At 61.2% G+C, this 23881-nt stretch carries 15 protein-coding genes; 10 read left to right on the forward strand and 5 right to left on the reverse strand.

Translation table 11 applies throughout. From position 1 onward, the window contains the following. Nucleotides 1-17 precede the first annotated feature (17 nt). Nucleotides 18-4874, forward strand: a complete 4857-nt coding sequence (locus ACNQOP_RS10830) for an NAD-glutamate dehydrogenase (protein WP_416404458.1) — start codon at nt 18-20, stop codon at nt 4872-4874. Between the two features lie 32 nt (nt 4875-4906). After that, complete coding sequence (locus tag ACNQOP_RS10835; RefSeq protein ID WP_235520600.1) at nt 4907-6376, forward strand: sensor histidine kinase; 1470 nt, start codon at nt 4907-4909, stop codon at nt 6374-6376. A gap of 169 nt (nt 6377-6545) precedes the next feature. On the opposite strand, the gene ACNQOP_RS10840 is transcribed toward ACNQOP_RS10835, so the two are convergent. After that, on the reverse strand, nt 6546-6794 hold the full coding sequence (locus tag ACNQOP_RS10840) for a WhiB family transcriptional regulator (protein WP_003804966.1): 249 nt from the start codon (nt 6792-6794) through the stop codon (nt 6546-6548). A gap of 240 nt (nt 6795-7034) precedes the next feature. Here ACNQOP_RS10840 and ACNQOP_RS10845 point away from each other — a divergent pair, with 240 nt between their 5' ends. Beyond that, a complete protein-coding gene (locus tag ACNQOP_RS10845) occupies nt 7035-7535 on the forward strand; it encodes a hypothetical protein (protein WP_349470304.1) in 501 nt (166 codons plus the stop codon). A 25-nt stretch (nt 7536-7560) separates the two neighbouring features. Here the strand turns inward: ACNQOP_RS10845 and ACNQOP_RS10850 are convergent, their stop codons facing one another. Next, a complete protein-coding gene (locus ACNQOP_RS10850) occupies nt 7561-11694 on the reverse strand; it encodes an FtsK/SpoIIIE domain-containing protein (RefSeq protein WP_416404459.1) in 4134 nt (1377 codons plus the stop codon). 169 nt (nt 11695-11863) lie between these two features. Between ACNQOP_RS10850 and ACNQOP_RS10855 the strand changes: the two genes are divergently transcribed. The 7 genes from ACNQOP_RS10855 to ACNQOP_RS10885 all read left to right on the forward strand — a co-directional run bounded on the left by ACNQOP_RS10855 (nt 11864) and on the right by ACNQOP_RS10885 (nt 19517). After that, complete coding sequence (locus ACNQOP_RS10855) at nt 11864-12481, forward strand: acyltransferase (RefSeq protein ID WP_211714185.1); 618 nt, start codon at nt 11864-11866, stop codon at nt 12479-12481. Then, nucleotides 12478-13569, forward strand: coding sequence for a DegT/DnrJ/EryC1/StrS family aminotransferase (locus ACNQOP_RS10860; RefSeq protein WP_235520596.1), 1092 nt, complete (start codon nt 12478-12480; stop codon nt 13567-13569). The genes ACNQOP_RS10855 and ACNQOP_RS10860 overlap by 4 nt, the downstream gene beginning before the upstream one ends. Continuing rightward, nucleotides 13569-14555 carry a Gfo/Idh/MocA family oxidoreductase gene (locus tag ACNQOP_RS10865; RefSeq protein ID WP_235520595.1) on the forward strand — a complete coding sequence of 329 codons (987 nt, stop codon included), beginning with the start codon at nt 13569-13571 and terminating at the stop codon, nt 14553-14555. Before ACNQOP_RS10860 ends, ACNQOP_RS10865 begins: the two co-directional genes overlap by 1 nt. 185 nt (nt 14556-14740) lie before the next feature. After that, nucleotides 14741-15925: a UDP-galactopyranose mutase gene (glf, locus tag ACNQOP_RS10870; RefSeq protein WP_235520594.1), complete on the forward strand. Its 1185-nt coding sequence runs from the start codon at nt 14741-14743 to the stop codon at nt 15923-15925. Continuing rightward, nucleotides 15922-17928 (forward strand): glycosyltransferase, encoded by a 2007-nt coding sequence (locus ACNQOP_RS10875; RefSeq protein ID WP_235520593.1) that lies wholly within the window; start codon nt 15922-15924, stop codon nt 17926-17928. Before glf ends, ACNQOP_RS10875 begins: the two co-directional genes overlap by 4 nt. 2 nt (nt 17929-17930) lie before the next feature. Continuing rightward, nucleotides 17931-18788 (forward strand): ABC transporter permease, encoded by an 858-nt coding sequence (locus ACNQOP_RS10880; protein ID WP_235520592.1) that lies wholly within the window; start codon nt 17931-17933, stop codon nt 18786-18788. Beyond that, nucleotides 18789-19517 carry an ABC transporter ATP-binding protein gene (locus tag ACNQOP_RS10885; RefSeq protein ID WP_257369193.1) on the forward strand — a complete coding sequence of 243 codons (729 nt, stop codon included), beginning with the start codon at nt 18789-18791 and terminating at the stop codon, nt 19515-19517. A gap of 194 nt (nt 19518-19711) precedes the next feature. On the opposite strand, the gene ACNQOP_RS10890 is transcribed toward ACNQOP_RS10885, so the two are convergent. From ACNQOP_RS10890 to ACNQOP_RS10900, 3 genes are all read right to left on the reverse strand, one after another. Then, a complete protein-coding gene (locus ACNQOP_RS10890) occupies nt 19712-21955 on the reverse strand; it encodes a hypothetical protein (RefSeq protein ID WP_416404460.1) in 2244 nt (747 codons plus the stop codon). A gap of 110 nt (nt 21956-22065) precedes the next feature. Continuing rightward, nucleotides 22066-23097: a flippase-like domain-containing protein gene (locus ACNQOP_RS10895; protein ID WP_257369191.1), complete on the reverse strand. Its 1032-nt coding sequence runs from the start codon at nt 23095-23097 to the stop codon at nt 22066-22068. Beyond that, nucleotides 23094-23849: a glycosyltransferase gene (locus tag ACNQOP_RS10900; protein ID WP_257369190.1), complete on the reverse strand. Its 756-nt coding sequence runs from the start codon at nt 23847-23849 to the stop codon at nt 23094-23096. The genes ACNQOP_RS10895 and ACNQOP_RS10900 overlap by 4 nt, the downstream gene beginning before the upstream one ends. Nucleotides 23850-23881 lie beyond the last annotated feature (32 nt).

The raw sequence follows: 23881 nt of genomic DNA on the forward strand, positions 1-23881 counted from the left end.
GATGGAGGCGTTTGTCGATGTCGTCAGGATCCAGCGTGGAGGATCGGTCCGATGCAGCAGTTGTCCGTGAAGGGTTCTTCGGTGACTACTATGAGCATCTCGCAGAGGAGGATTCCCGCGCATACTCGCCTGAGCTGTTGATGTCGCGGGCTTCCCATCACAGGACTGTTGCCCAGTCCCGCCGACCGGGCAATGCCGTAGTGGAAATATCCGCCGAATCCGACCGAAGCGTCGTCTACATCGTCACCGACGACATGCCCTTCCTCGTTGACTCGGTCAATGCTGAGCTCGTTCGCCAGAACTGCGCCATCCGACTCGTAATGCACCCTTTGTTCGTGGTGTCGCGCGATCGGACGTCCGGGGAACTGGCCAAGATCTCCAGGGTGCCGTCCAATGTGGGTATCTCCAGCGGTGATACAGCAGCACTGCCAAGCGTGGCTCATCTCCTCGGTGACGGTGACAACGCGTCACACATGGAATCGTGGATTGCTGTCGAGATCGACCGCGTGAGCGATGAAGTCCGCGAAGAGCTCGTCGCCGGCCTGCAACGCGTGCTGGGCGACGTCAGGGCAGCCGTTGAAGACTGGCCGAAAATGCGCAGCAAGGCACTCGAACTGGCTGAAGCGCTGGGAGGCGTCTCCCACCCGGAACAGGTTGCCGAACTTCGGCAGGCCCAAGACCTCCTGCGATGGTTGGATAACGGAAACTTCACTTTCCTGGGGTACCGGGAGTACGACCTCGTCAATGAAGAGGGCGAAGACGTCCTGCAACTGCGGGAAGACAGCGGCCTCGGCTTGCTCCGTGCCGGAGACTCCACCCGCCAGGTCCAGCACCTGACGGATGCCGGTCGAAAGCGTGCCAGGGAGAAGCGTGCCCTGGTCATTACCAAGGCCAACTCGCGCTCTACCGTGCACCGGCCTGCCTACCTCGACTACATCGGTGTCAAAAGCTTTGATGCCATGGGCAATGTCAACGGTGAACGGCGCTTCATCGGGCTTTTCGCCACCAGTGCCTACACCGGATCCGTGCGCAGCATACCGATTGTGCGGGACAAAGTGGATGCAGTCCTGCGTAATGCCGGATTCCCGATCGACTCCCACTCCGGCAAGGACCTGCTCGGCATCCTCGAGACGTATCCCCGCGATGAGCTGTTCCAGATCGAGGTAGCTGACCTGGCTGCCACGGCCACGGGTATTCAGCGTCTGCAGGAACGCCGGCGCACCAAGCTGTTCCTGAGGCCCGACATTTACGGCCGATTCATGTCCGCTGTGGTCTACTTGCCCCGCGATCGCTACACCACCAGCGTCCGGCTCCGGATCGAGCAGGAACTCCGTGAGACCTTCCAGGCCGAGAGTATTGACTACGAGGCCCGGATTACCGAGTCGGCTTTGGCCCGTGTCTTCTTCCGGATCCGGTTGCCCCGGGCCGCGGAACTTGCCGAGGTTAATGTAGAAGAGCTCGAACACCGCCTGATGCGGGCATCGAGGTCGTGGAGCGAAGGTATCGCCGAAGTCCTGCGGGAGAACCGTCCAACAGCCGAAGCCGATGTCCTGTCGGCTCTGTGGGCTGAGGCATTCCCGGCCGGTTACCGCGTGGATTACGAAGTCGAAGATGCCCTGGAAGATATCGAGCGCTTCGAGAAGTACGGTGCGGAAGCGGAAAGGGCGGGGGCATCCACCCAGCAGGTCAAGCCGGGAGTGCATGTATACCTTCCGGAGGGCGCGGGTGAGGCGTTGGAAGAGGACGCACGCGTCAAGCTCTACCTGATGGAACCCAAGAGCCTCAGCCAGATCCTTCCCTACTTCCATAACCTCGGCCTCGAAGTCCTGGACGAGCGCCCCTTTGAGATTGAAACCGCAGACAACCGGGACTTCTTCCTCTACGACCTCGGGCTTAAGTACCCTGCCGGGGTTGATCCCCTGACCACGGGTGACCTGCTGGGCGATTCGTTTGGGGCAGCGGTGACCGGGGCTGTGGAGTCGGACAACTTCGACAAATTGGTCCTCCGTGAAGGCATGCACTGGCGGCAGGTTGTGGTGCTGCGCGCGTACGCCAAGTACATGCGGCAAATGGGCAACACCAACTCCTTCGGTTTCATAGCTGACACACTCCTCGGGAACCCCGACGTTGCCCGAGGTCTCAACGAACTCTTCTCGGCGCGCTTCGATCCCGCGGTGCCCGAGGACCTTCGGGCTGACCGACAGGCTGCTGCCAGGGATGCACTCGCGGAATCCATTGAGCAAGTAGCCACGTTGGATGCCGACCGGGTGCTGCGGACTTTCGTGAACCTCATCGAGTCGACGCTGCGGACCAACTACTTCCAAAACAAGGACTACGTCAGCTTCAAGCTGGATCCGACCTCGATTGATGGGCTTCCTTTCCCGCGCCCCATGTTCGAGATCTGGGTTTACTCCCCGAGGGTGGAAGGTGTACACCTCCGCTTTGGAAAGGTGGCCAGAGGGGGTCTTCGCTGGTCGGATCGGCGGGAGGATTTCCGCACTGAGATCCTGGGCCTTGTTAAGGCCCAGACGGTAAAGAACGCGGTGATCGTTCCCACGGGAGCCAAGGGCGGCTTCTTTGCCAAAAAGCTGCCTAACCCTGCCGTCGACCGGGCCGCCTGGATGGCCGAAGGAATTGAGAGCTACAAGACCTTTATCCGGGGATTGCTGGACATCACCGACAACCTCGTCACCTCAGCGGACGGCGAGAGGCTGGTGCCGCCGTCGGACGTTGTCCGGCACGACGGCGACGACTCCTACTTGGTAGTGGCAGCTGACAAGGGCACCGCAACGTTCTCGGATACCGCCAACGGGCTGGCTGCCGAATACGGGTTCTGGCTCGGCGACGCCTTTGCCTCAGGCGGTTCGGTCGGTTACGACCACAAGGCCATGGGCATCACGGCACGCGGAGCCTGGGAATCCGTCAAGAGGCATTTCAGCGAGTTGGATCTCGACACCCAATCCGAAGAATTCACGGTTGTCGGCGTGGGCGACATGTCAGGCGATGTCTTCGGCAATGGCATGCTGCTTTCCCGGCACATCAGGCTGCTGGCAGCCTTTGACCACCGCCACATCTTCCTGGATCCGACTCCCGATGCGGCGGCGTCCTTCGCCGAAAGGCAGCGGTTGTTCGAACTGCCCAGGTCTTCCTGGGATGACTATGACCGCTCAGTCATCAGCGAAGGCGGTGGCGTGTACGCGCGCCAGGCAAAGACCATTCCGGTCTCGGACCAGGTCCGCAAGGCGCTGGGACTGCCCGACGGCACAACCCAGCTCAGCCCGCCGGAACTCCTCCGCGCGATCCTGCTGGCGCCGGCCGACCTTCTCTACAACGGCGGCATTGGTACCTACGTCAAGGCCAGTACCGAGACGCATGCCGCGGTGGGGGACAAGGCAAACGATGCCATTCGCGTCGATGGCCGCGACCTGCGGGTCAAGGTGGTGGGCGAGGGTGGAAACCTGGGCCTGACCCAGCGTGGACGCATCGAGGCTGCCCTGCAGGGGGTCATCCTTAATACGGATGCGATCGACAACTCGGCCGGCGTGGACTGCTCCGACCACGAGGTCAACATCAAGATCTTCGTTGACAGGATGGTTGCGGCAGGCAAGCTGGAAGCCGCGGACCGGGCGTCGTTCCTGGCCGATATGACTGACGAAGTGGGACGGCTGGTCCTGCAGGACAACATCGACCAGAACATCCTGCTCCTCAACGACAGGACCCGGGTTGCCGATTGGAGCCCGAGCTACGAGCGCCTGATGGATTGGCTGGAGAAGTCCGCAGACCTCAAGCGCGACCTTGAAGCTCTGCCGACTACTGACACCCTGCGTGCGAGGTTGGAACAGGGCCAGGGCCTGACGTCTCCGGAACTGGCTGTCCTGGCGGCCTACGCGAAGATCGAGCTCGGCGCAGCGCTCCGCGACAGCAACCTTGCCGATGATCCGTGGTTTGCGGACACCATCCGCAACTACTTCCCCAAGCAATTGCGCGAGAAGTTCGACGCCGAATTGGACACCCATCCGCTGCGGCGCGAGATTATCGCCACTGTGGTCGCCAATGACATCATCAACCTCGGCGGCATCACCTTCGCGTTCCGGGCCATGGAAGAGACGTCGGCCAATGAAGTCGCAGTCGCCAAGGCTTTCGTCGCCCTGCGCGAAATCTACGACCTCGACCCCATGGTCGATGAACTGAATGCGCTTCCGGCGTCCTTCCCTACAGAACACTGGAGCGAAGTACACCTGGACATCCGCAGGTTGCTCGACCGCGCAGTGCGGTGGGTGTTGGGTCAGGGCATGGCGTCCCAGCCGATTTCCGAGGTCGTTGAATCGTTCAAGCCGATGCTGGCTCCGCTGCGTGCAAAGCTGCTGGACTACCTGCGGGGCGAGGATAAGGTCCGCATCACCGGCTGGTTGGAGAAGGCACGCAGTTGGGAACTGCCGGATCATCTGGCACACAGGTGGGCGGAGCTGTTTGAAAGCTATGCCCTTCTGGATATTGCCCGGATCGCCCGGACCGGAAACGACACGGTCGAGGACGTCGCCCACGTCTACTACACGGTGTTCAACCGCTTCCACGTCGATTCATTGCTGGAGCGAATCAGTTCGCTTCCACGTGACGACCGCTGGCAGGCGTTGGCCCGTGCTGCACTGAGGGATGACCTTTATTCGACGGTGGCAGACATGACGACGTCGGTACTTGAGTCGACGGAGTCCGGCACCTCGGCGGAGGATCGCCTGAGGGCATGGGAGGGGCAGAATGCCGAGCAGCTCGGCCGGGCCAAGACCATGTTCGATGAGGTCAACGCACTCGAAGCCGACGACATGGCGTCACTGTCGGTAGCATTAAGGCTCTTGAGGTCAATCGTTCGACGCTAGGAGCAAGTCCCGGCGTCGCAAATGGAGGTGCAGTGGCAATCTTTACAGACCCCATCAGGGAACACGCTGATTTCGGGCCTGGAGATGCCGAATGGCTGCACCTCCTCGTCGGTGACTGGCAGATGGTCGCCGACCTGGCTTTCGCGGACCTTGCGTTGTGGTTCCCGCACCCGGAGCTCGGCTATATCGCCCTCGCCCACGTGCGTCCGTCGACATCGCATACGGTGTTCCATGCGGACTTCGTGGGTGAGGGCATCCGCTCCGACCTCCGCCCATTGGTGGACAAGGCGTGGAACAGCCGATCGATCGAACGGTCCAGTGAAACCAGCTGGAGCAGCGAGATGGCTTTGCGCGTGGAAGCCGTTCCCATGGTGCGCAACGGCCGCACACTGGCCGTTGTCACTTCGCACATGGACCTGTCCAGTTCGCGGATGCCGTCCCGGCTGGAACTGACTTATCGCCAGTGCGCGTACGACCTCCTACGGATGGGAACGCTCGGGTTATGGCCCGACTTTGCCTCACCGACGGGATCCCGCCGAGGGGCGCCCCGTGTTGGTGACGGGCTTATCCGTCTCGATGCCGACGGAGTCGTGCAGTATGCCAGTCCCAACGGAGTGTCCGCCTTCCGCCGTCTCGGCGAAGTCGAATCGCTGGAGGGACGCTCGCTCGCCGAAGTGACTGCCGGTCTGCTGAAAGATCGCCGCATGGTGGACGAAACCCTGCCATTGGTGGTTACGGGCAGGATGCCCTGGCGCAGTGAAATCGAGTCCCGGGGCGTGAGCCTGTCTCTTCGGGCCATTCCCTTGCGCGACGAGCAGCATCGATTCGGTGCCCTCGTTCTCTGCCGTGACGTTTCCGAACTTCGCCGGCGGGAGATGGAACTCGTTACCAAGGATGCCACCATCCGGGAGATACACCACCGGGTGAAGAACAACCTGCAGACTGTGGCTGCGCTGCTTCGCATGCAGTCCCGCCGTATGGTCAGTGACGAAGCCAAGCAGGGCCTGGAACAGGCCATGCGGCGCGTAGCCACCATTGCACTGGTCCACGAGACACTTTCGCAGGGTTTGACGCAGAGCGTCGACTTCGATGAGCTCATTGGACGGCAGTTCCGGTTGTCGGCCGAGGTTGCCTCCCCCTCCCAGCAGGTACGCACAGAGCGTTCCGGGCTGTTCGGTGAATTGCCCAGCGACTTCGCCACTCCGTTGGCTTTGGTCATCAACGAACTCGTCACCAATGCCGTGGAGCACGGGCTCGAGGGGCGGACTGGAACCGTATGGTTGTTGGCGGACAGGGCTGACGGGGACGGGAACGACGAATTCCTGACGGTCACTATCGCAGATGATGGCGTTGGATTGCCGGACGGGCAGTACACAGAAGGCCTGGGCCTTCAGATTGTCCGCACGCTGGTGACCAGTGAGCTCGGGGGATCGATCCAGTGGAGGCCGCGTGACGGCGGCGGGACCGCCGTCGAAATCGTCCTGAACCTTGCCCGGTCCTAGGGTCCGGAGGGCACCAACCCGAGTAAACCCGGGCTTGAGTAACCCGGACCCGGGGGAGACGTAGCGGCCCAGCTGGGCTGAAAGCGTCGCAGCGCTTTAAAGTCGCAGCGCGTTAAAACAGAAGGCCGCGGACCCCGGGGGTCCGCGGCCTTCTTGCTGGGTTCTATGCCTAGGAAGCGCGACGTGCGCGAGCTGCCCGGCGCTTGAGTGCGCGGCGCTCGTCTTCGCTCATGCCGCCCCAGACGCCGGCGTCCTGTCCGGATTCCAAGGCCCACTGCAGGCAGGTATCAACCACCGGGCAACGACGGCAAACGCTTTTGGCTTCTTCTATCTGGAGAAGTGCTGGTCCGGTATTGCCGACTGGGAAGAAGAGCTCCGGGTCCTTGTCGAGGCAGGCTGCGCGATTACGCCAATCCATGCTGATCAGTCACTCCATTCGTGAGAACTAGTAGGGCCCCTTTTGTGAAAACATTCACGAGAGGCTCCAAAGGAAAGGGGCCCGCATGGGCCCCCTTGGTCGTCTGAGTCAAGCGTTTCATGTTAACGCCTTGTAAACAAGGGGTGTTAGCGGACCAAATGCCCGGAATCCGTGAGCGATGCATCACATCAGCGGCCGGTGCCCTCACTGCAAGATGACTATGTCCGGTAGTGTGCCAGTGTGTCAAGACCTCCAGTTAACCCCAGCCAATCCACGCCCGAACCCGACGGAAAAGACGGGCCCGGGACACCGACGCCCGGCACGACCGGGGCACCCGGACGCACTCCGCGACCGCTCGGCGTCGCAGTCATTTCCTTGGTTGTCGTACTGGAAGCACTGGCTCTCCTGGGCGCCGCTGCCTGGTACGCTTTCGAGCTGCTTACCGGTGCGCCTGTGCTGACGTTCTGGGGTGCGATTTTTACCCTGGGGTTGCTCTTGGCTTTTTCTGCGTGGCTGTTTGCCGTAGGCCACTTCCTGTTCCGGGGTTACCGGTGGACCCGTGCGGCCGCGTTGGTGGCACAGTTGTTCGTCCTCACCATCGGATTCCCCACCATGACCGGCGGTTTGGTGCTGCCAGGTTTGGCGATGATCATCCCCGCGCTCGCGGCGATAGTGTTCTTGTTCCAAAAGGACGTCATCGCTTACGCATCAAGGACCGGCGGCACTTCAGCGGCACTATAGGCCGCTCCGTCCTCGTCATCAGACGTCAAAGGGCTGCCAGGGCTCCTTGATATGGAGTCACCTCTTTTCCTTGGATAACGAAACCCCTGCCTGGGCGTGCGGCGCCAACATCGTCGAGCCTTACTCCAAAGAGTTCACCGTCATGCGGTGTTGACGGGGCCAAGACCACTCCGGTGCCAAAGGACCGCACGTCGCCGGCCAGAGGCAAGTGATGCACGAGTGCCGGTCCCGTCGTGGCTGTAAGCACGATTCCCCGGACTCTACCTGTCAGTGCGGTGAGCGCATGGCGGCCCTCGGCATTCATGGCGTCCGCGTCGTCCACCAGCAGGATGCTGTTGGGATCCAAGGCGCCGGCTTCTGCCTGGTCGGCGATGGAAGCCCAAAACGAACCTGTATCGCCGGCTCCGTCAGGGTATACCCACGGCGCCAGTGGGTTAAGTTGCCGGAGGCCCGCCAGCGCGGAGCTCTTGCCGGAGCAGCGCCCACCCAAAATGGCGCTGACGCCCCGTTCCGGAAGAGGGAGGGCAACGGGAATGGCCTCATCGCCCCCAACGCCCAACCACAGGGGGGCTCGTGCATCTCCATCTGGGGAGAACTGATCCGAGGCCCGGGGGAGCGGAGCCGTGGTGCAGGCTGCGGGCACAACAGCTCTTTGCCGCACTTCTTCCAGGCACCGAAAGAACTCCTCGGCGCTGAGCGTGTCAGGAAGTGGCCTGATCCGAAAAGGTGGTTCGGAATTCTCCAGGTCCTTGAAGGGCCATGCGCCGGACCCTGGAGCTTCCCGGAACTGTGCAACGTTGGAGTGGCCGTCAATGAAATTACCGGTGACCACAGCCCGACCAGCGACGTCTTCGATCTCGGGAAGCCGCGGCCAATGGAAACGCGCTTCCTCCGTGGACCCGCTGGGAAAGTACGCCCGATTGGGGACTGCGGCGAAGAAGCGCGAACTGACGAGCTCTCTCTCACCTGAGATCAGCACAGAGATGCCGAGGGGCGTGCCGTCGCGGACGATGTCGTGCAATGCCGCCTCTACCCATCCAAAAGTCCCGTTCCGCAGGGCGCTGGACCACGAGCACCACCCCGTCACGATCAGTACCAATGGAGTGCCGGGTCGTGAGGCATTCAGGGGGTCGCGTCGAACATCCAACTCCGCTGCAAGGCGCTTAACGATTCGCGCCGCGAGGGACAATTGATGCAGCCCCGCCCGGCCCCCGAGGAGTTGCTGTTGGGCCACGTCTTCCAACAGACCGATGGCGTCAAGGACGTAGAGGTGAGGTTGTGGATGGGCTGTGGCCAGCATGGCGGCCACTGCCCTGAAGGAGGTCATCACGCCACTGGATGTGCTGCCGATCATAGCCAGATGTCCATGTTGGGCAGGAATCCATATCAAGGGTTCGACGACTTGCTGGGCCGGCACATCCACCAGTGCGAAGGGTCCAATGCGCCATGATGAGACTGTTGTGGAGTCTTCGCCTTGGGCCTGTCCGGGGGCGGGGAGACTGTGGTTCCAGGCTATGGAGTCGGGCAGCGGGTCGGCTATTGGAGAGCGCGGATGCAGTCCGCCCATGGCCTGCCAGAGTTCAGGGAGAGTGGACGCTATGGTGGTCGTCCCGGCGCTCGCCTGGCCACCGCGCTCATCGGGCCCGGCGTCGGCGATAGCGCGTTGCAATATGGCCTGGGCAGCGGGCTTGACGAGGACCTGCCCGTAGGCGGACCCGGATCCGGAAGACGCCGTTGCGGAAGGCACGTCCAGTGATGCTGTCTGGAATTCTTCGGCGTCACCTGAGGCCCTGGCCAGAAACGCGCGTCCCGGACTCCTGACATGAATGGAAGCCGCAGCCTTGTTGTTAATGATGTCCAAAGACTCTGCGTCGGATTGCACCCTCAGCGCAATGCTGGAGGTGACGTTGGCCCGGATGTCGGCGGTGAGGGCTCCTTGGGGTCTTTGCGTTGCCATCACCAAATGAATTCCCAAGGAACGCCCGATGGCTGCAATGCGCATGAGTTCTTGAAGAGCGCCGGGCGCTTGGTCCACGAGCATGCGGAACTCATCAATGACCAGAAGCAGGTGCGGTATAGGGGAGGGCTGCCGATCTGAACGGTGGTACTGACTCAGGTCTGACACTCCCGCCTCTGCAAGCGCTTGTTCCCTGCGGCTGATTTCGGCACGGAGTGAGACGAGTGCGCGGTCGAGATGATGCTTGGCGAGGTCGGTCAGCATCCCTACACAATGCGGGAGGCTCGCGAGCGGACCCAAACCCGAACCACCCTTGAAATCGATGAACAAGAACGTTGCGTAGTCCGGGGAGTGGTTTATGGCTATGGATGCTACCAAGGTTCGCAGCAGTTCCGACTTCCCGGAGCCCGTGGTCCCGGCAACCAGAAGGTGTGGGCCGTCGATCTTGAAATCGAAGGTCATGGGGCCAACGCCGCCCTGGCCCAGCACGGCAGTAAGACCGGTTTGGCTTATGGGGTCGGCCCAGCGTCGCAGCAGCCTGCGCGGGCCGCCTTGATGCAAATCAGTGAACGAGCAGCTGTCGGGAATGGCGTCGCCGTCACCGGCCCCCTTGTTCCATGTCTCCAACGCCAAGAACCGGCAAAAAGCGTCAAAGACGTCCACGGGGATGAGGTCGGGGATGAAGTCCTGGTGGGAGCCTTCCACCCGAAGGACGCCAGCGGTACCGGATGACCCCAATTCAACAGTTGGCAGCAGTTGCGGCGCCGAGCCGGAGCAGTCAATGACCTGCCAGCCAACCCGGCGTGCGGCTGTCAGCACCGATGCTATGGATTCAGTACCGCTTCCGCCGGGATCATCGATGACAAAAAGCCTGCCAGGCGGAATGCCATGGCGGTTCAGGGCAGTGATGGCTGTCAGGTTACTGGCTGCAAGGGTCACGGTGCTGAGGAAACGGGCGGGCCAGGGAAGTCTTCTGATCGGTCCCAGCAGGATGATGGGTGTCTGGGACGAGCCTTGGAAACTGCCTAACTGCATCAGCACAAATCGGAGCAGGGCGTCCACATGGTCCTGGTGTCCACGAAGCCTCACCAGCGGGATCTTCGGATCCAATGTCACAGCGGCCGTCCCGATGGCAGGCGGACGGAAACGGGGATCGTGAGGCACCATGCGAACATTCGCCGTGGAATTCATCATGGTGCCGAGCCGCACCCAGGTGCCGTCGCCCGACGTCGGCTCCCCGTCCGCCGTCGGACTCTTTTCTGGCTGGCAAGGCCCAGCCGGGTACTGAAGTTCCTGGCTGTCCGCTCCCATGGCCAGGGGTGGACGGTACTTTGCCATGACGATATCGGCGGCCGAGGGAGAGCACCGCCGGCGTCGGGCAATATCTTCCTGCACGGCGCGGGAAAGGGCCTGAAGCCGGTCCTTCCGCTCTTTTCGGCCTGTGAGAAGCGGGACCAGCAGGCTGACTGCGGAAAGTGCAGTAAATCCGAGATACATCCATGTGCCAGTGACAGCGACCAGGGCTACGCCGGCTATCAGCGGCAGTCCTGCTGCCAACGCCAAGGGCAGGCGGCGGGTTGTGGGTGATGCGTGCACCACGTCCAGGGGCTCTTCAACCGAGCATCCAGCGAAAGTAGATAACTGCGATACGGCACCTATGTCAGAGGAGATGCTGAAAGTCGAGTTGCCGCAGCGGATCGAGGATTCCGAGTTGATGGGGCTTCGCCGCGTTGCCTTCCCGCAGACATACAGGGGTGCAGCTCCTTCCATCTGGCTCACCACTACGGCCGTGCCGCTAACCTCCAATACGGCGTGCTCCCGTGACATCGCCGAATCCGGGATCTGGATATCGACCTGGCCGCGTCCGATCATGAACCGCCCGCGGCGGAGCCGGAAAACCGAGCCGGCGGCCGGGCCGGAGTGGGCCAGAAGTACCAACGGGACCGATCCGCCCTCCCGACTCCGGGGCTGCAGCGGAGGGCCGTCCACCAGGATGGCGCCGGAAACCAACGGGGGAATTCCCACGGTGAGAGCAGTTAATTCCTGTCCCTGAACAGTAAGAAGAGCAGTGCCATGGGCTTCAGCAATGAGGGATTGAACGTCGACACCCGATGTTCCAGCAGGCACTGCGATGGACAATTCCGTGGGCTCGGCATTCCGCTCCGCACCGGGGCTGCGGACCAGTGTGCACTCCAGGGGCATCGTGTTTCCTTTCGCAATAAACTGCTTCACCACCGACGATAGGGATTCGGCGATGGGAGTTCAGGACCCCTCATGGCCTATGTGGACAACAGGGCCAAGCCTGTTCCCCATGCCGGTGACTTGACGCCGTGGCATGGTGTCTCAGCTAAGATGAGTTTCGTTGTCGCGTGTGCTCAATGAGGAAGGACCTTCACCGGTGATAGTGGTTGCGGAGAGCGCCGATGTTTCAGACAAGGCTGTAATTGGTGATGGATCAAAGATTTGGCATCTGGCCCAAGTCCGCGAGCAGGCCGAACTTGGCGTCAATTGCATCGTAGGACGGGGTGCTTACATTGGCACCGGGGTCAAGATGGGGGACAACTGCAAAGTTCAAAACTATGCACTTGTCTATGAGCCCGCGGAACTGGAAGCCGGAGTTTTCATCGGCCCGGCCGTGGTGTTGACGAACGACACCTACCCCCGTGCCGTTGGCCCGGATGGGAGCCAGAAGAGTGCCCATGACTGGGAACCTGTGGGCGTCACGATTCGCGAAGGTGCGTCCATTGGCGCCCGCGCCGTGTGCGTCGCCCCGGTGACCATTGGACGATGGGCCACCGTGGCTGCCGGAGCAGTAGTCGCCAAAGACGTCCCGGACTTTGCGTTGATGGTCGGAGTTCCGGCCAAGCGCCATGGTTGGGTTGGCAAGGCCGGATTCCCGCTGAAGCGCAGCGGAGAGAACTGGGTGTGCCCCGAAACCGGCGCAACGTATGTTGAACAGAACGAGATTCTTCGAGAGGTAGAGGCATGAGCCCCGAATTCATTCCCCCCGCAAAGCCCATCATTGGCGAAGACGAGCGGAAGGCCGTAGACGCCGTGCTGGCTTCCGGCCAGCTCGCCCAGGGGTCGGAGGTGGCTACCTTCGAGCAGGAATTCTCGCAGGTCCTCCTCGACGGCAGGGCAGCGGTGGCGGTTAACTCCGGCACCTCCGGTTTGCACCTTGGCCTCCTGGCTGCCGGTATCGGTGCCGGGGACGAAGTCATCGTTCCGTCCTTCACTTTTGCTGCCACCGCGAACTCCGTTGCATTGACCGGCGCAACGCCGGTCTTCGCCGACGTCGACCCGGACTACTACACGCTGGACCCCGCTTCCGTCGAGTCGAAGATCACGGATCGTACGGCTGCCATCATGCCTGTCCACCTCTACGGACACCCTTTCGATGTTGACGGCATTGGCGCACTCGCGGCAAAGCACGGCGTCAAGGTCTTCGAGGACGCTGCACAGGCCCACGGCGCGGCCGTCAACGGACGCAAGGTCGGTACGTTCGGCGACTTCGCAATGTTCAGCCTTTACCCCACCAAGAACATGACGTCCGGCGAAGGCGGCATGGTGAGCACGGGCCTGGCCGACGTCGAGCGCCGGCTTCGGCTGCTGCGTAACCAGGGCATGGAACGGCAGTACGAGAACGAACTGGTCGGCTTCAACTGCCGGATGACCAACATCCACGCTGCAATTGGTCGCGTGCAGTTGACCAAAGTCGAAGCCTGGACGAAGACACGCCAGGAAAATGCAGCCTTCTTCGACGCCAACATTGAGGGCGTCGTCACTCCCAAGGTTGCGGACGGCTACGAGCACGTCTACCACCAGTACACCATCCGCATCGCAGAGGACCGCGACGGCTTCGCGAAGGCACTCCGCGAGGAGTACAACGTGGGCTGTGGCGTCTATTACCCCATCCCCAACCACCGGCTCGCTCCGTTCCAGACCTCCGATGACCTGCCGGTTACCGAGGAAGCGGCGGCAAGCGTGCTTTCGCTCCCGGTTCACCCGTCGTTGAGCCAGGACGACCTTGACCGGATCGTTGCCGCGGTCAACGCCGTTGCAAAGGCAGGCAGCTAGTGGCGAATCTCCGCGCAGGCCTCATCGGATTGGGAATGATGGGGCGCCACCACGCCCGCGTCATCCGTGAACTCGAAGGCGTGGACCTGGTGGCCGTAGCGGATTCCTTCGGGGACCCGCACAACGTTGCCAATGGATTGACCGTCTGCGGCTCCGTGGATGAACTGATTGAGCAGGGCATTGACATGGCTGTCGCTGCTGTGCCAACGGTTCTTCACGAGGAAGTGGCACTGAAGCTCGCCGAGGCCGGCGTGCACTGCCTCGTCGAAAAGCCCATCGCGAATGACTCCGTTTCCGGCCGCAGGATCGCCGAAGCCTTCGACTCCCGTGGCTTGATTGGCGCGGTTGGTCACATCGAGCGGTTCAACCCGTCACTGCAAAGCCTTCGCGACAGGTTGGGCAACGGAGACCTCGGCGAGGTTTACCAGATTTCCACTCGGCGCCAGGGGCCGTTCCCCTCGCGCATTGCAGATGTGGGGGTGGTTAAGGACCTGGCCACGCATGACATCGACCTCACGGCATGGCTTGCGCAAAGCAACTTCGTCAACGTCATGGCGCACACCACGTCCAGGAGCGGTCGGCAGCACGAGGACATGGTCACGGCCATTGGCCACCTGAAGAGCGGGGTTGTCACCAACCACATCGTGAACTGGCTGTCTCCCATGAAGGAACGGACCACGGTTGTCCTGGGTGAGCGTGGTGCTTATATCGCCGACACGATTTCTGCCGACCTGACATTCATCGAGAACGGAACGTTCCAGACGGACTGGGACTCTGTCGCGGCATTCCGTGGGGTCTCGGAAGGTTCATCCACGCGTTTCGCATTGGCCAAGCGTGAGCCGTTGAAGATGGAGCACGAGGCTTTCCGGGACGCTGTCCTCGGAAAGTCGATGAACATTGTCACAATGGCCGAAGGCCTTGAGACGCTCCGGGTTGCAGAGGCCGTACTTGAATCGGCCGATTCAGGCTCCGTGATCGCGCTTTAGTACCAAGTTTCACGCAAGGATGGACGGGAGGCTGGCCCAGTGCCAGGCCTCCCGTTTGCTTTTTCGACCCATGGGAAGGGCTTGCGCGGCCGGCCCCCGAATCGGGGAACAATCGGAACGTCGGGTAGCCTTGACCAGTAGACGTGGGCATTTCTGTGCCCGCACGCCAATACACAGGAGAGTTTGTGAACGCTGATCTCGTCGTCGTCGGCTCGGGTTTCTTTGGCCTGACCATTGCAGAACGCGCCGCTACCGAGTTGGGGCTGAAGGTCGCGGTTCTTGATCGCCGCCACCATATTGGAGGAAACGCCTACAGCGAAAACGAAGAGAAGACTGGAATCGAGGTTCACCGCTACGGCGCGCACCTCTTCCACACTTCGAACGAACGCGTCTGGGAGTATGTGAACCGCTTTACGAAGTTCACCAGCTACCAGCACAAGGTTTACACCAACCACAAGGGTGAGGTGTACCCGATGCCCATCAACCTGGGCACCATCAACCAGTTCTTCCGTTCCGCGTTGAGCCCCTCGGAGGCGAAGGCGCTGATCGCAGAGCAGGCCGGCGAACTCGCGGGCACGGATCCCCAGAACCTGAACGACAAGGGCATCCAGCTGATCGGCCGTCCCCTGTATGAAGCTTTCATCAAGCACTACACCGGCAAGCAGTGGCAGACGGATCCCAAGGACCTGCCGGCAGAGATCATCTCGCGGCTTCCCGTGCGCTACAACTACGACAACCGGTACTTCAACGACACGTATGAGGGCCTCCCGGTTGACGGCTACACCGCTTGGATCGAACGCATGGCGGACCACCCCAATATTGAAGTCATCCTGAACGCGGACTTCTTCGACGACGGCGAGTACGGCCGGTCTGCGGTGCTGGGCCAGGTTCCGGTTATCTACACCGGCCCGGTTGACCGCTACTTTGACTACGCAGAAGGCGACCTGTCGTGGCGCACCATCGACCTTGAAGAAGAAGTGCTCCCGATCGAGGACTTCCAGGGTTGCGCTGTCATGAACTACCCCGACGCCGATGCCGCCTTCACCCGCATCCATGAGTTCCGGCATTTCCACCCGGAGCGGGACTACACCAAGGATGCCACTGTCATCATGCGCGAATTCTCCCGCTTTGCAGAAAAGGGCGACGAGCCGTACTACCCGGTGAACACCTCCGATGACCGCCAGAAGCTCCTGGCCTACCGCGACCTGGCCCGGGGCGAGAAGTCGGTCCTGTTTGGTGGCCGGCTCGGAACCTACAAGTACCTCGACATGCATATGGCCATCGGCTCGGCACTGTCCATGTTCGATAACAAGATCAAGCCGCACTTCACGGGTGGCGCCAAGCTTGAAAGCGGAGGAGTGGACGCATGACCGCTACTACCAACGAAAGCCAGGAGACTGCCATGACGGCTGAAAATGCCTCGGAAGCCTCAACGCAGGAGAGCCTGCGCATCGTTCAGCGGGTGATTTTCCCGGCCAACCGCGACCTCGACACGCTGCCCCTTTATGTCGACCCGGACACCAGCAAGGTGCAGAAGGACGACGGCGGCAGCAGCGCCGTCGTGCAGGCGGTCGGAATGGCCCGAAAGCTGCACCCGGAAGACATCCTGGATCGTGGCTCGGTGCAGGTGCGCCGTGGCGAGCGTCTGTCCTTCGGTTCCTACTTCAACGCCTTTCCTGCCAGCTACTGGAGGAAATGGACCATTGCCACGAAGACCGTCCTTCACCTCGAGACCGAGGGCGAAGGAACGGTCATCGTTTACCGCTCCAACGCCCGCGGAGCCTCTCAGCGCGTGGACTCGGTGCTTGTTGAGGGTTCGGCCAGCAACGATTTCGAATTGACGCTGGCACCCTTCGGAGACGGCGGCTGGTACTGGTTCGACCTGATTGCCGGTGGGGACGGCATGACGCTGAAGACCGCGCACTGGGCCGTGCCGGATGAAGGCCGCCCGCAGGGCCGGGTCACGCTCGGCGTGACCACCTTCAACCGCGCCGACTACTGCCTTGAAACCATCAAGTCGATCGACGCCGATGCGGGCCTGCGTGAAATCCTCGCTGAACTGATCATTGTGGACCAAGGCAACAAGAAGGTTGCCGACGAAGCCGGATTCGACGCCGTTGCAGAGTCCATGGGCGAACAGCTGCGGATCATCAACCAGGGAAACCTCGGTGGTTCAGGTGGCTTCGCCCGCAACATGTACGAGATGGTCGTCTCAGACAAGAGCGATTACGTCATGCTGCTCGATGACGACATTGAGCTGGAAACCGAAGGCGTTATGCGCGCGGTGGCCTTCGCCGACCTTTGCCGGAAGCCCACGATCGTGGGTGGCCACATGTTCGACATGTACAACAAGTCCGTGCTGCACGCCTACTCCGAAGTCGTGAACTTCTACCGTTTCCTCTGGGGTCCCGTGGAAGGACTGGGCAACCACGACTTCTCCGCCGCCGGGTTGCGGTCCACACCCCAGCTCCACCGGCGTTGGGACGCGGACTACAACGGTTGGTGGATGTGCTTGATCCCCAAGACCGTTGTGGAGACAATCGGCCTGTCGCTGCCGGTCTTCATCAAGTGGGACGACGCCGAATACTCCCTTCGTGGTCGCGCTGCCGGGTTCCCGACCGTGACCTTGCCGGGTGCTGCCGTTTGGCATGTCTCTTGGGCCGACAAGGACGACTCCGTCGACTGGCAGGCCTACTATCACGAGCGCAACCGCCTCATTGCCACGTTGCTGCATTCGCCGTTCCCGAAGGGTGGTCGCATTCTTCGCGAAAGCCTGAATGCCGACGTTAAGCACTTGGTCTCGATGCAGTACTACCCTGAGCAGGCTCGCATCATGGCGCTCAAGGATGTCCTGGCGGGGCCCGGCAACCTGCATCAGCAGTTGCCGACCACAATGCCTAAGCTGCGTGCCATGCGCGAGGAGTTCCCGGACTCACAGGTCAAGACTGACCCGGGTGCGTTCCCCGAGGTGTTCCGCAAGCGTCCGCCGAAGAAGCCGCAGTCCTACAAGCAGCCCGGTGCCCTTGGCTTGCTTCCTTGGGCCGTGAAGACGGTCCTGAAGCAGACCCTGGCTCCCGTCCGAGAGTCCGCGAAGGAAAACCCCGAAGCCCAGGTTGCCCACCAGGATGGCAAATGGTGGAGCTTGGCGCACTTGGACAGTGCAGTCGTCTCCAACGCCGACGGTACCGGTGCATCATGGCACCTTCGCGATCCGAAATTGGCCCGCCAACTTGTGGTCGAATCCGCCAAGTTGCACGCACAGCTTTTCTCGAACTGGGAAACGCTCCGGGCTCAATACCGCGAAGCCCTTCCGGAGATCACTTCCATGGAATCATGGCGGGAAACCTTTGAAGCGTCGGAGCCCAGCAAGTAGCGATGGCCAATTCCACTGATACATATGCTGTTCCGGGGGTAGGCGCCGGGCTTCTGGATGTCTACCGCCGGCGTTTCCTTCTGAAGCTGATCGTCCGCAAGGAACTTCGGGTCCGGTACCGCGGGTCCGTCCTTGGCTTGGCTTGGTCCTACGTCAAGCCATTGGTCCAGTACGTCGTGCTGTTCTTCGCTTTGGGAATTGTGTTGAGGGTCGGGGACCAGATCCCCAACTATGCGCTCTACATGTTCTCGGGCGTTATTGTCATCAACTTCTTCACCGAAGCCTTCTCCAACGCAACGCGTTCGATTGTGTCGAATGCAGCACTGGTCAAGAAGATATACCTTCCACGCGAGCTCTTCCCCGTGGCGTCCGTGTGGGTGGCCGCAGTCCACTTCCTGCCGCAACTGGTGGTGCTGCTTGCTGCTGCATTGCTGAACGGATGGCATCCTGACGTTATGCAGCTTTTCGGTGCCCTCCTGGGATTCGTCATTGTTGCGGTCACGGCCACTGGACTGGGTCTGCTGGCTGGAGCCATCAACGTCTTCTTCCGCGATGCGGAGAACATCGTTGACATGCTGATGATGGTCATTACCTGGACTTCGCCGGTGCTTTATGACTGGACCATGATCCGCCGATTGGCAGCACCGTGGGTCCTGTTCGTCTATCAGTTGAACCCGATTACGGTGGCTGTGGAACTGTTCCACTGGGCGTTCTGGTACCCCACCGTGGACCGGCCGGTGGAATTGCCACCGCATCTTCTGATCACGGGGTTCGTTGGTTTGGGCATGGCAGCACTGTTCCTGGTCATCGGCCAGCTCGTGTTCCGTCGGCTCGAGGGCCATTTTGCGCAGGAGGTTTAGTTGGGCGCCGCAGTAATCGTCAAAGGGTTGAAGAAAACCTTCAATCTTCGGCACTCGCACTCGCTGAAAGAGACCCTTGTTTGGCTCGTGAAGGGCCGCAAGGGAGACCTGACCAGGAAGTTCGATGCCCTGCACGATGTCAGCTTCGAAATCCAGCCGGGGGAGACCGTCGCTTTGCTGGGCTTCAACGGTTCAGGCAAGTCCACGCTGTTGAAGCTCATCTCGGGCGTTATCCTTCCCGATAAGGGAACGGTCCGGACCAAGGGCCGGGTTGCCGGTCTCATCGAGGTTGGCGCGGGATTCCACCCGGACTTGTCCGGGCGTGAAAATGTATTTCTCAATGCTGCAATCCTGGGTATGACGGAGCAGGAGATCAACGATAAGTTCGATGACATCGTGGCTTTCTCCGAGATTGAGCAGTTCATTGACACCGAAGTGAAGTTCTATTCATCGGGTATGTTCCTTCGGCTGGCCTTCGCAGTGGCTGTCCATACCCAGCCTGACATCTTCCTGGTGGACGAAATCCTGGCGGTCGGCGACGAACCCTTCCAGAAGAAGTGCCTGGCCAAAATCAAGCAACTCTCTGATGAAGGCCGTACCCTGGTTGTGGTTAGCCACGACCTGGACATGATTGCCCGCATCTGCGATCGCGGGGTGGTCCTTTCGGACGGAACCGTGCAGTTCGAGGGTCCAGCCCAGGAAGCCGTAGCCTGGCTGCGTGACCGCTGACGTATCGAATGTGATGTAGCCCGTTACCGGGTACTGGACAGGAAGGCCACCCATCTCCACGGAGAAGGGGGGCCTTCTCCGTGTTCCGGGACATGCGGGATACCCAAGTGAGCCGTCACCAGCGAGAAAAGGAGCGTCCATCCCGTGACGGGACGGACGCTCCTGGGCTGACTGGAACCGTCGTGCTTTGGGTCCTAGACAGTCACCTTCTGTGCGGTCTTCGGTGCTGTGGTCTCAGCTGCTGTGGTGTTCCGGCGTCGGCGAACATAATGGATGACGGTAAAGAGCAGAATCCCGAACCAGGCGAGAGCCTGCGCGGCGAGTCCTATGGTGAGTCCCGGCGTCGTGAATGTGATGTCGACTGACTTGGCTCCGGCTGGAACGTCGACCAGTATGACGCCTGCGGGTCCCTGGGTCAGCGTCTGCGGCTGGCCGTCAACCTTGACTGAGTAGCCGGGCCACGCGAGTCGGGCGAGCGTGAGTTGACCGGCGCTGCCAGAGCCGGACAGGGTGACCTTCTCATCAGTCCCATTCCGGACGGAGTCCTGCACGGATACGCCCTCAGATGCCCAGGAAACCGTTCCAGGGTAGGGGAGGGGCTTGTCCCGTCGCAGGATGGTCCGGGAGTCGTCAGAGGAAACGATCGACCATCCCGGTGCAACCTTAAGTTGATCAGGTGCTATGAGGGTCTTCTGCACCGCGACCGTTTCCACTTGCAGGACGTCTGCAAGTGTGGCGTCGATTTTGTCGGAGGCCGGTTTGAACAGCTCCGTATAGGCGAGCGGGCACGTCTCGCCACGGTAGTTCATGCACAGGGCGTTGACGTACGTGGTGAAGCTGATTCCGCTGTAGCGGCCCATGCTGTTGTTGACGTCAGCGTTGAGGATCTGGTTGCCATAAAGCAACTGGCCCCCGGTAAATTCCTTTCCAGTGATCTTCATGGTGTTGAAGATCTGGATGGTATTGCCCTTGTAGTCGCTGGTGGCATCCCGAAGCGTCTCGGCATCGACCGGCGATCCAATTCCTGCCACAGCGTTATTGGGGACAAACTGCCTGGACTGCATTCCAAGCGTTGCAATGGTTCCAATAACCAATACGGCCGCCAGGCCCTTGTATCCAAAGCGCCGCCAGCCAAAGATGGCCAGGCAGACCAGGCCCAGCGTGACAGCCAGCGTGAAGATCTGCCACTTGCCACCACCGGGAACCATGGACCACGCCCGATACGTGCCGAAAGCGAGGATCGCCACGGTGATGAAAAGCCGCTTTTTCCAGGCAGTGGTCTTCAGTCCGGCAGAGGCGACCACTGCAACAAGGACGATGACACCGAGGTAGACGTATTCGATCAGGCGGATCGGCCAGCGGAAGACCAGCACCTGTGAAGGTGCAAAGGTCAGCAGGAAGTAGATACCGGTGATGACGTAGATGCTGAAGATCTGGCGGGACCTGCCGCGGAAGCTCCGGAAATCGAGCCATGGAAGCAGCGGAAGGACAAACCAGGCCAGGTAGCTGGACGGTACGTTGTCGATAGGCGCCCAGAAATTGTTGATACGGGGAGTCATCGAGGACGTGCTCATGGTCAGCAGCGACGACATATCCGGTGACAGGAAGAGGTCGTTCAGGATTTCGTTCTGCTGCCGCACGGTAACAGCGGAGCTCAAAGGCAGCGGGAAGTACACGAGGACCGCTGTCAGTCCTACCAGGGCGCCCACGATAACGATAGGGATGAGCCTGCGCCAGTGGCGCATCAGCATCAGCTCGACGGCCACGGCACCGAGGACCAGGATGACGCCGATCGCGCCGTAGGGGTTGCCGGCAGTCATGGTGAGGAAGCCCAGAAGGAAAGGCAGGAAGGGGGAGGTGTTGCGGCGTGCGTAGCGGCGAACCGACCACCAGAACACGGTGATCCATGCGAACGCCATCAGGCCTCCGGGCCAGCGGGCAGCCTCATAGAAGAGCGTGAATCCACTGAAGGGGATTGCAACGCCGGCGGCCAGTGCCAAGGGCCGGTTCGAGCCGTAGTCACGGGCGAGCATGTAGGTGCCAAAGGCCAGCAGTGCGATGAACTGGATGATGATGAAGTAGCTCGCCAGGGACAGGTTTTCGAAGTTCGAAACGATGACCGAGTTGACGATGTTCACCGGGTTGAAGATGCCGTAGCCGACTTCGGCCACGATGTTGCCGCCTACCCATCCACCGGGTTCCATTAAGGGGAAACGGCCGGAGCGGATCTCCTCGCCCATGTGGCGCCACAGGGGGAGGAAGGACTGCATCATGTCATCCCAGTAGTAGAACGTGGGATTGAAGAGCCTGGGAATGATGGAGGCAACGGCCGCTATCGCGGCGGTGACGATGCCCCAATGCCAATCGTGCTGCATAAAGTAGCGCCGGCTGGTTCGCGGTCGGCGCTGGGCAGTTGCCCCCGAGGTTCCTGCGGTCATGGTGGTACCTTGCTCCTTAGCACGGCATGTGTATGAAAGTTGGCTGACTGCCTTGGGCGGTCTGCGGGGCTTGCGTCCTTGAGGGCTGGTTGCCATTGCGGAACCGGCCGCTAGTTGGCGTTGTTGTCCGTTTGCTCGGCAGGGGCCTTGGCAAGAGTTGGGTGCCGCCAGCGGAAATGGATGTAGGCGATGCCCACACACAGCAGGTCGGCCACCGTGAACATGATCCGGGAGAGGGCTGCGATGGCCGTAGCCGCGCCTGCGCTCATCATTCCGGCCAGTGCCAGGATGAGGATCGCTTCCCTGGCCCCCACACCAGCCGGAAGCAGGAAGGCGAGCACCCCAAGGGTCATGCCCAAGGCCAGGGCACCGGTGAGTACAAGGAACGTGGCAAGGTCCAGCGTGGCCTCATGGCCCACCAGGATCCACAGATGGAGCCCGAAGCAGAGGTACATGAGGACACCGAGAATGAAAGCCTTCACCATGGTGTTGGCTTGAATCCGCTCGGGGAGAGGCGGGCGCCGGAAGACCCTAAGGACAGTGTTGACGAGGAAGGTTACGACATTGGGGTTCATGGCCAGGATGACCACCGGAAGGATCACGTACAGCCACTGCAGGTTGGGTTCCCGCTGGACAAGGATGGGAAGCGACGACGCGCCGACTACCAGGGCCGCACCAATGGTGATTCCGGTGCTGACCAGTGAGGCCACAAAGACCTGGGCTCGTGCGATCCCGTTCTTACGGCCCAATTCCATCTGCAGGACGAAGGCCCAGACAGATCCAGGAAGGTACTTGCCGATCTGACCCACCAGGTAGATCTGGTTGAGGACCAGTCCCGGGGGTTCGATGTCCACGGACTTCAGGAGACTGCTCATCACGACCCGCCACATGTACATGCCGAGCAGGACTCCCGGGATGAGAGCGAGGAGGGACAGAAGGATCTGCCACCACTGCAGGGCGAATACTGTGGCCTGCACCTGCGGCCACTGGGTGGCGATGAAGTAGACAGCTGCCGCGAATACGAGGACGACCAAGGCCCGCCGGGCGAAGTCGACCAGCTTGGACTTGGCGCTCTTCGCCGGTGGCTGTTCCTGGTTCAGGTCGTTATCGTTCGAGGGCGTCTCGGCAATTGATCCTGTCATGACGCGTGGGTTCCTGTGCTGGGCGCGGCTGCAAATTCACGACGACGGCGGCGCATGGCCAGCAATCCCTTGAACATCTTGACGACGTCGGCAATGCGGATGGTGGTTTCGCTGGGATCGTCGTCGGGCGCCAGGGTGACGGGCACCTCGACGATTGTGAAACCCTGTTTCTCCGCTGCGTAGACAACCTGCGTGCTGAAAAGGAAGCCCGGATCGTCGAAGCGGTCGACCATGCTCCGCAACCAGTCGCCGTCGACAATCAACGTTCCCTGTGAATCGCCAACCCTGGACGCAAGGATGACCTGGCGCAGGGTCTTGAAACCGAAAGTGGTGAGTCCCCGCAGAGGACTGCGCTGGATGTTGGAGTCTTTGTGCGCCTTGGAACCGATGACGATATGGGGCTTCGGGTCCAGCTTCTTGTCTTCGTCGAGGTCGTCGGTTCCGAAAGGGAGGTCGTCCGCAGTGAGAAGCACCCGGCGGCCCGAACTGGCTTCGATGCCGGTCCTGAGGGCGTTGCCCATCCCCTTCTGGCTTTGGAGTACGTGGAAGGTGACGTGGGGAGTGTCAACAGCGTGCTGACGTGCAACCTCAAGTGTTTTGTCCGTGGATCCGTTTTCCACGATGATGATCTCGGAGGTGCCACTGGTCAAATAGCCGGTGAGACGGGCCATTGTTGCCGCCAATATCCGTTCTCCGTTGTAGACCGGGATCACAACGGAGAGGTCCGGTTGGCCTGCCTGGTCGAAAGTCAAGACTCTCCTCGGTAGTTCGTGCCGACGAGATT

It is taken from the genome of Arthrobacter sp. LFS091, assembly GCF_047977885.1.
GTDB lineage: Bacteria > Actinomycetota > Actinomycetes > Actinomycetales > Micrococcaceae > Arthrobacter.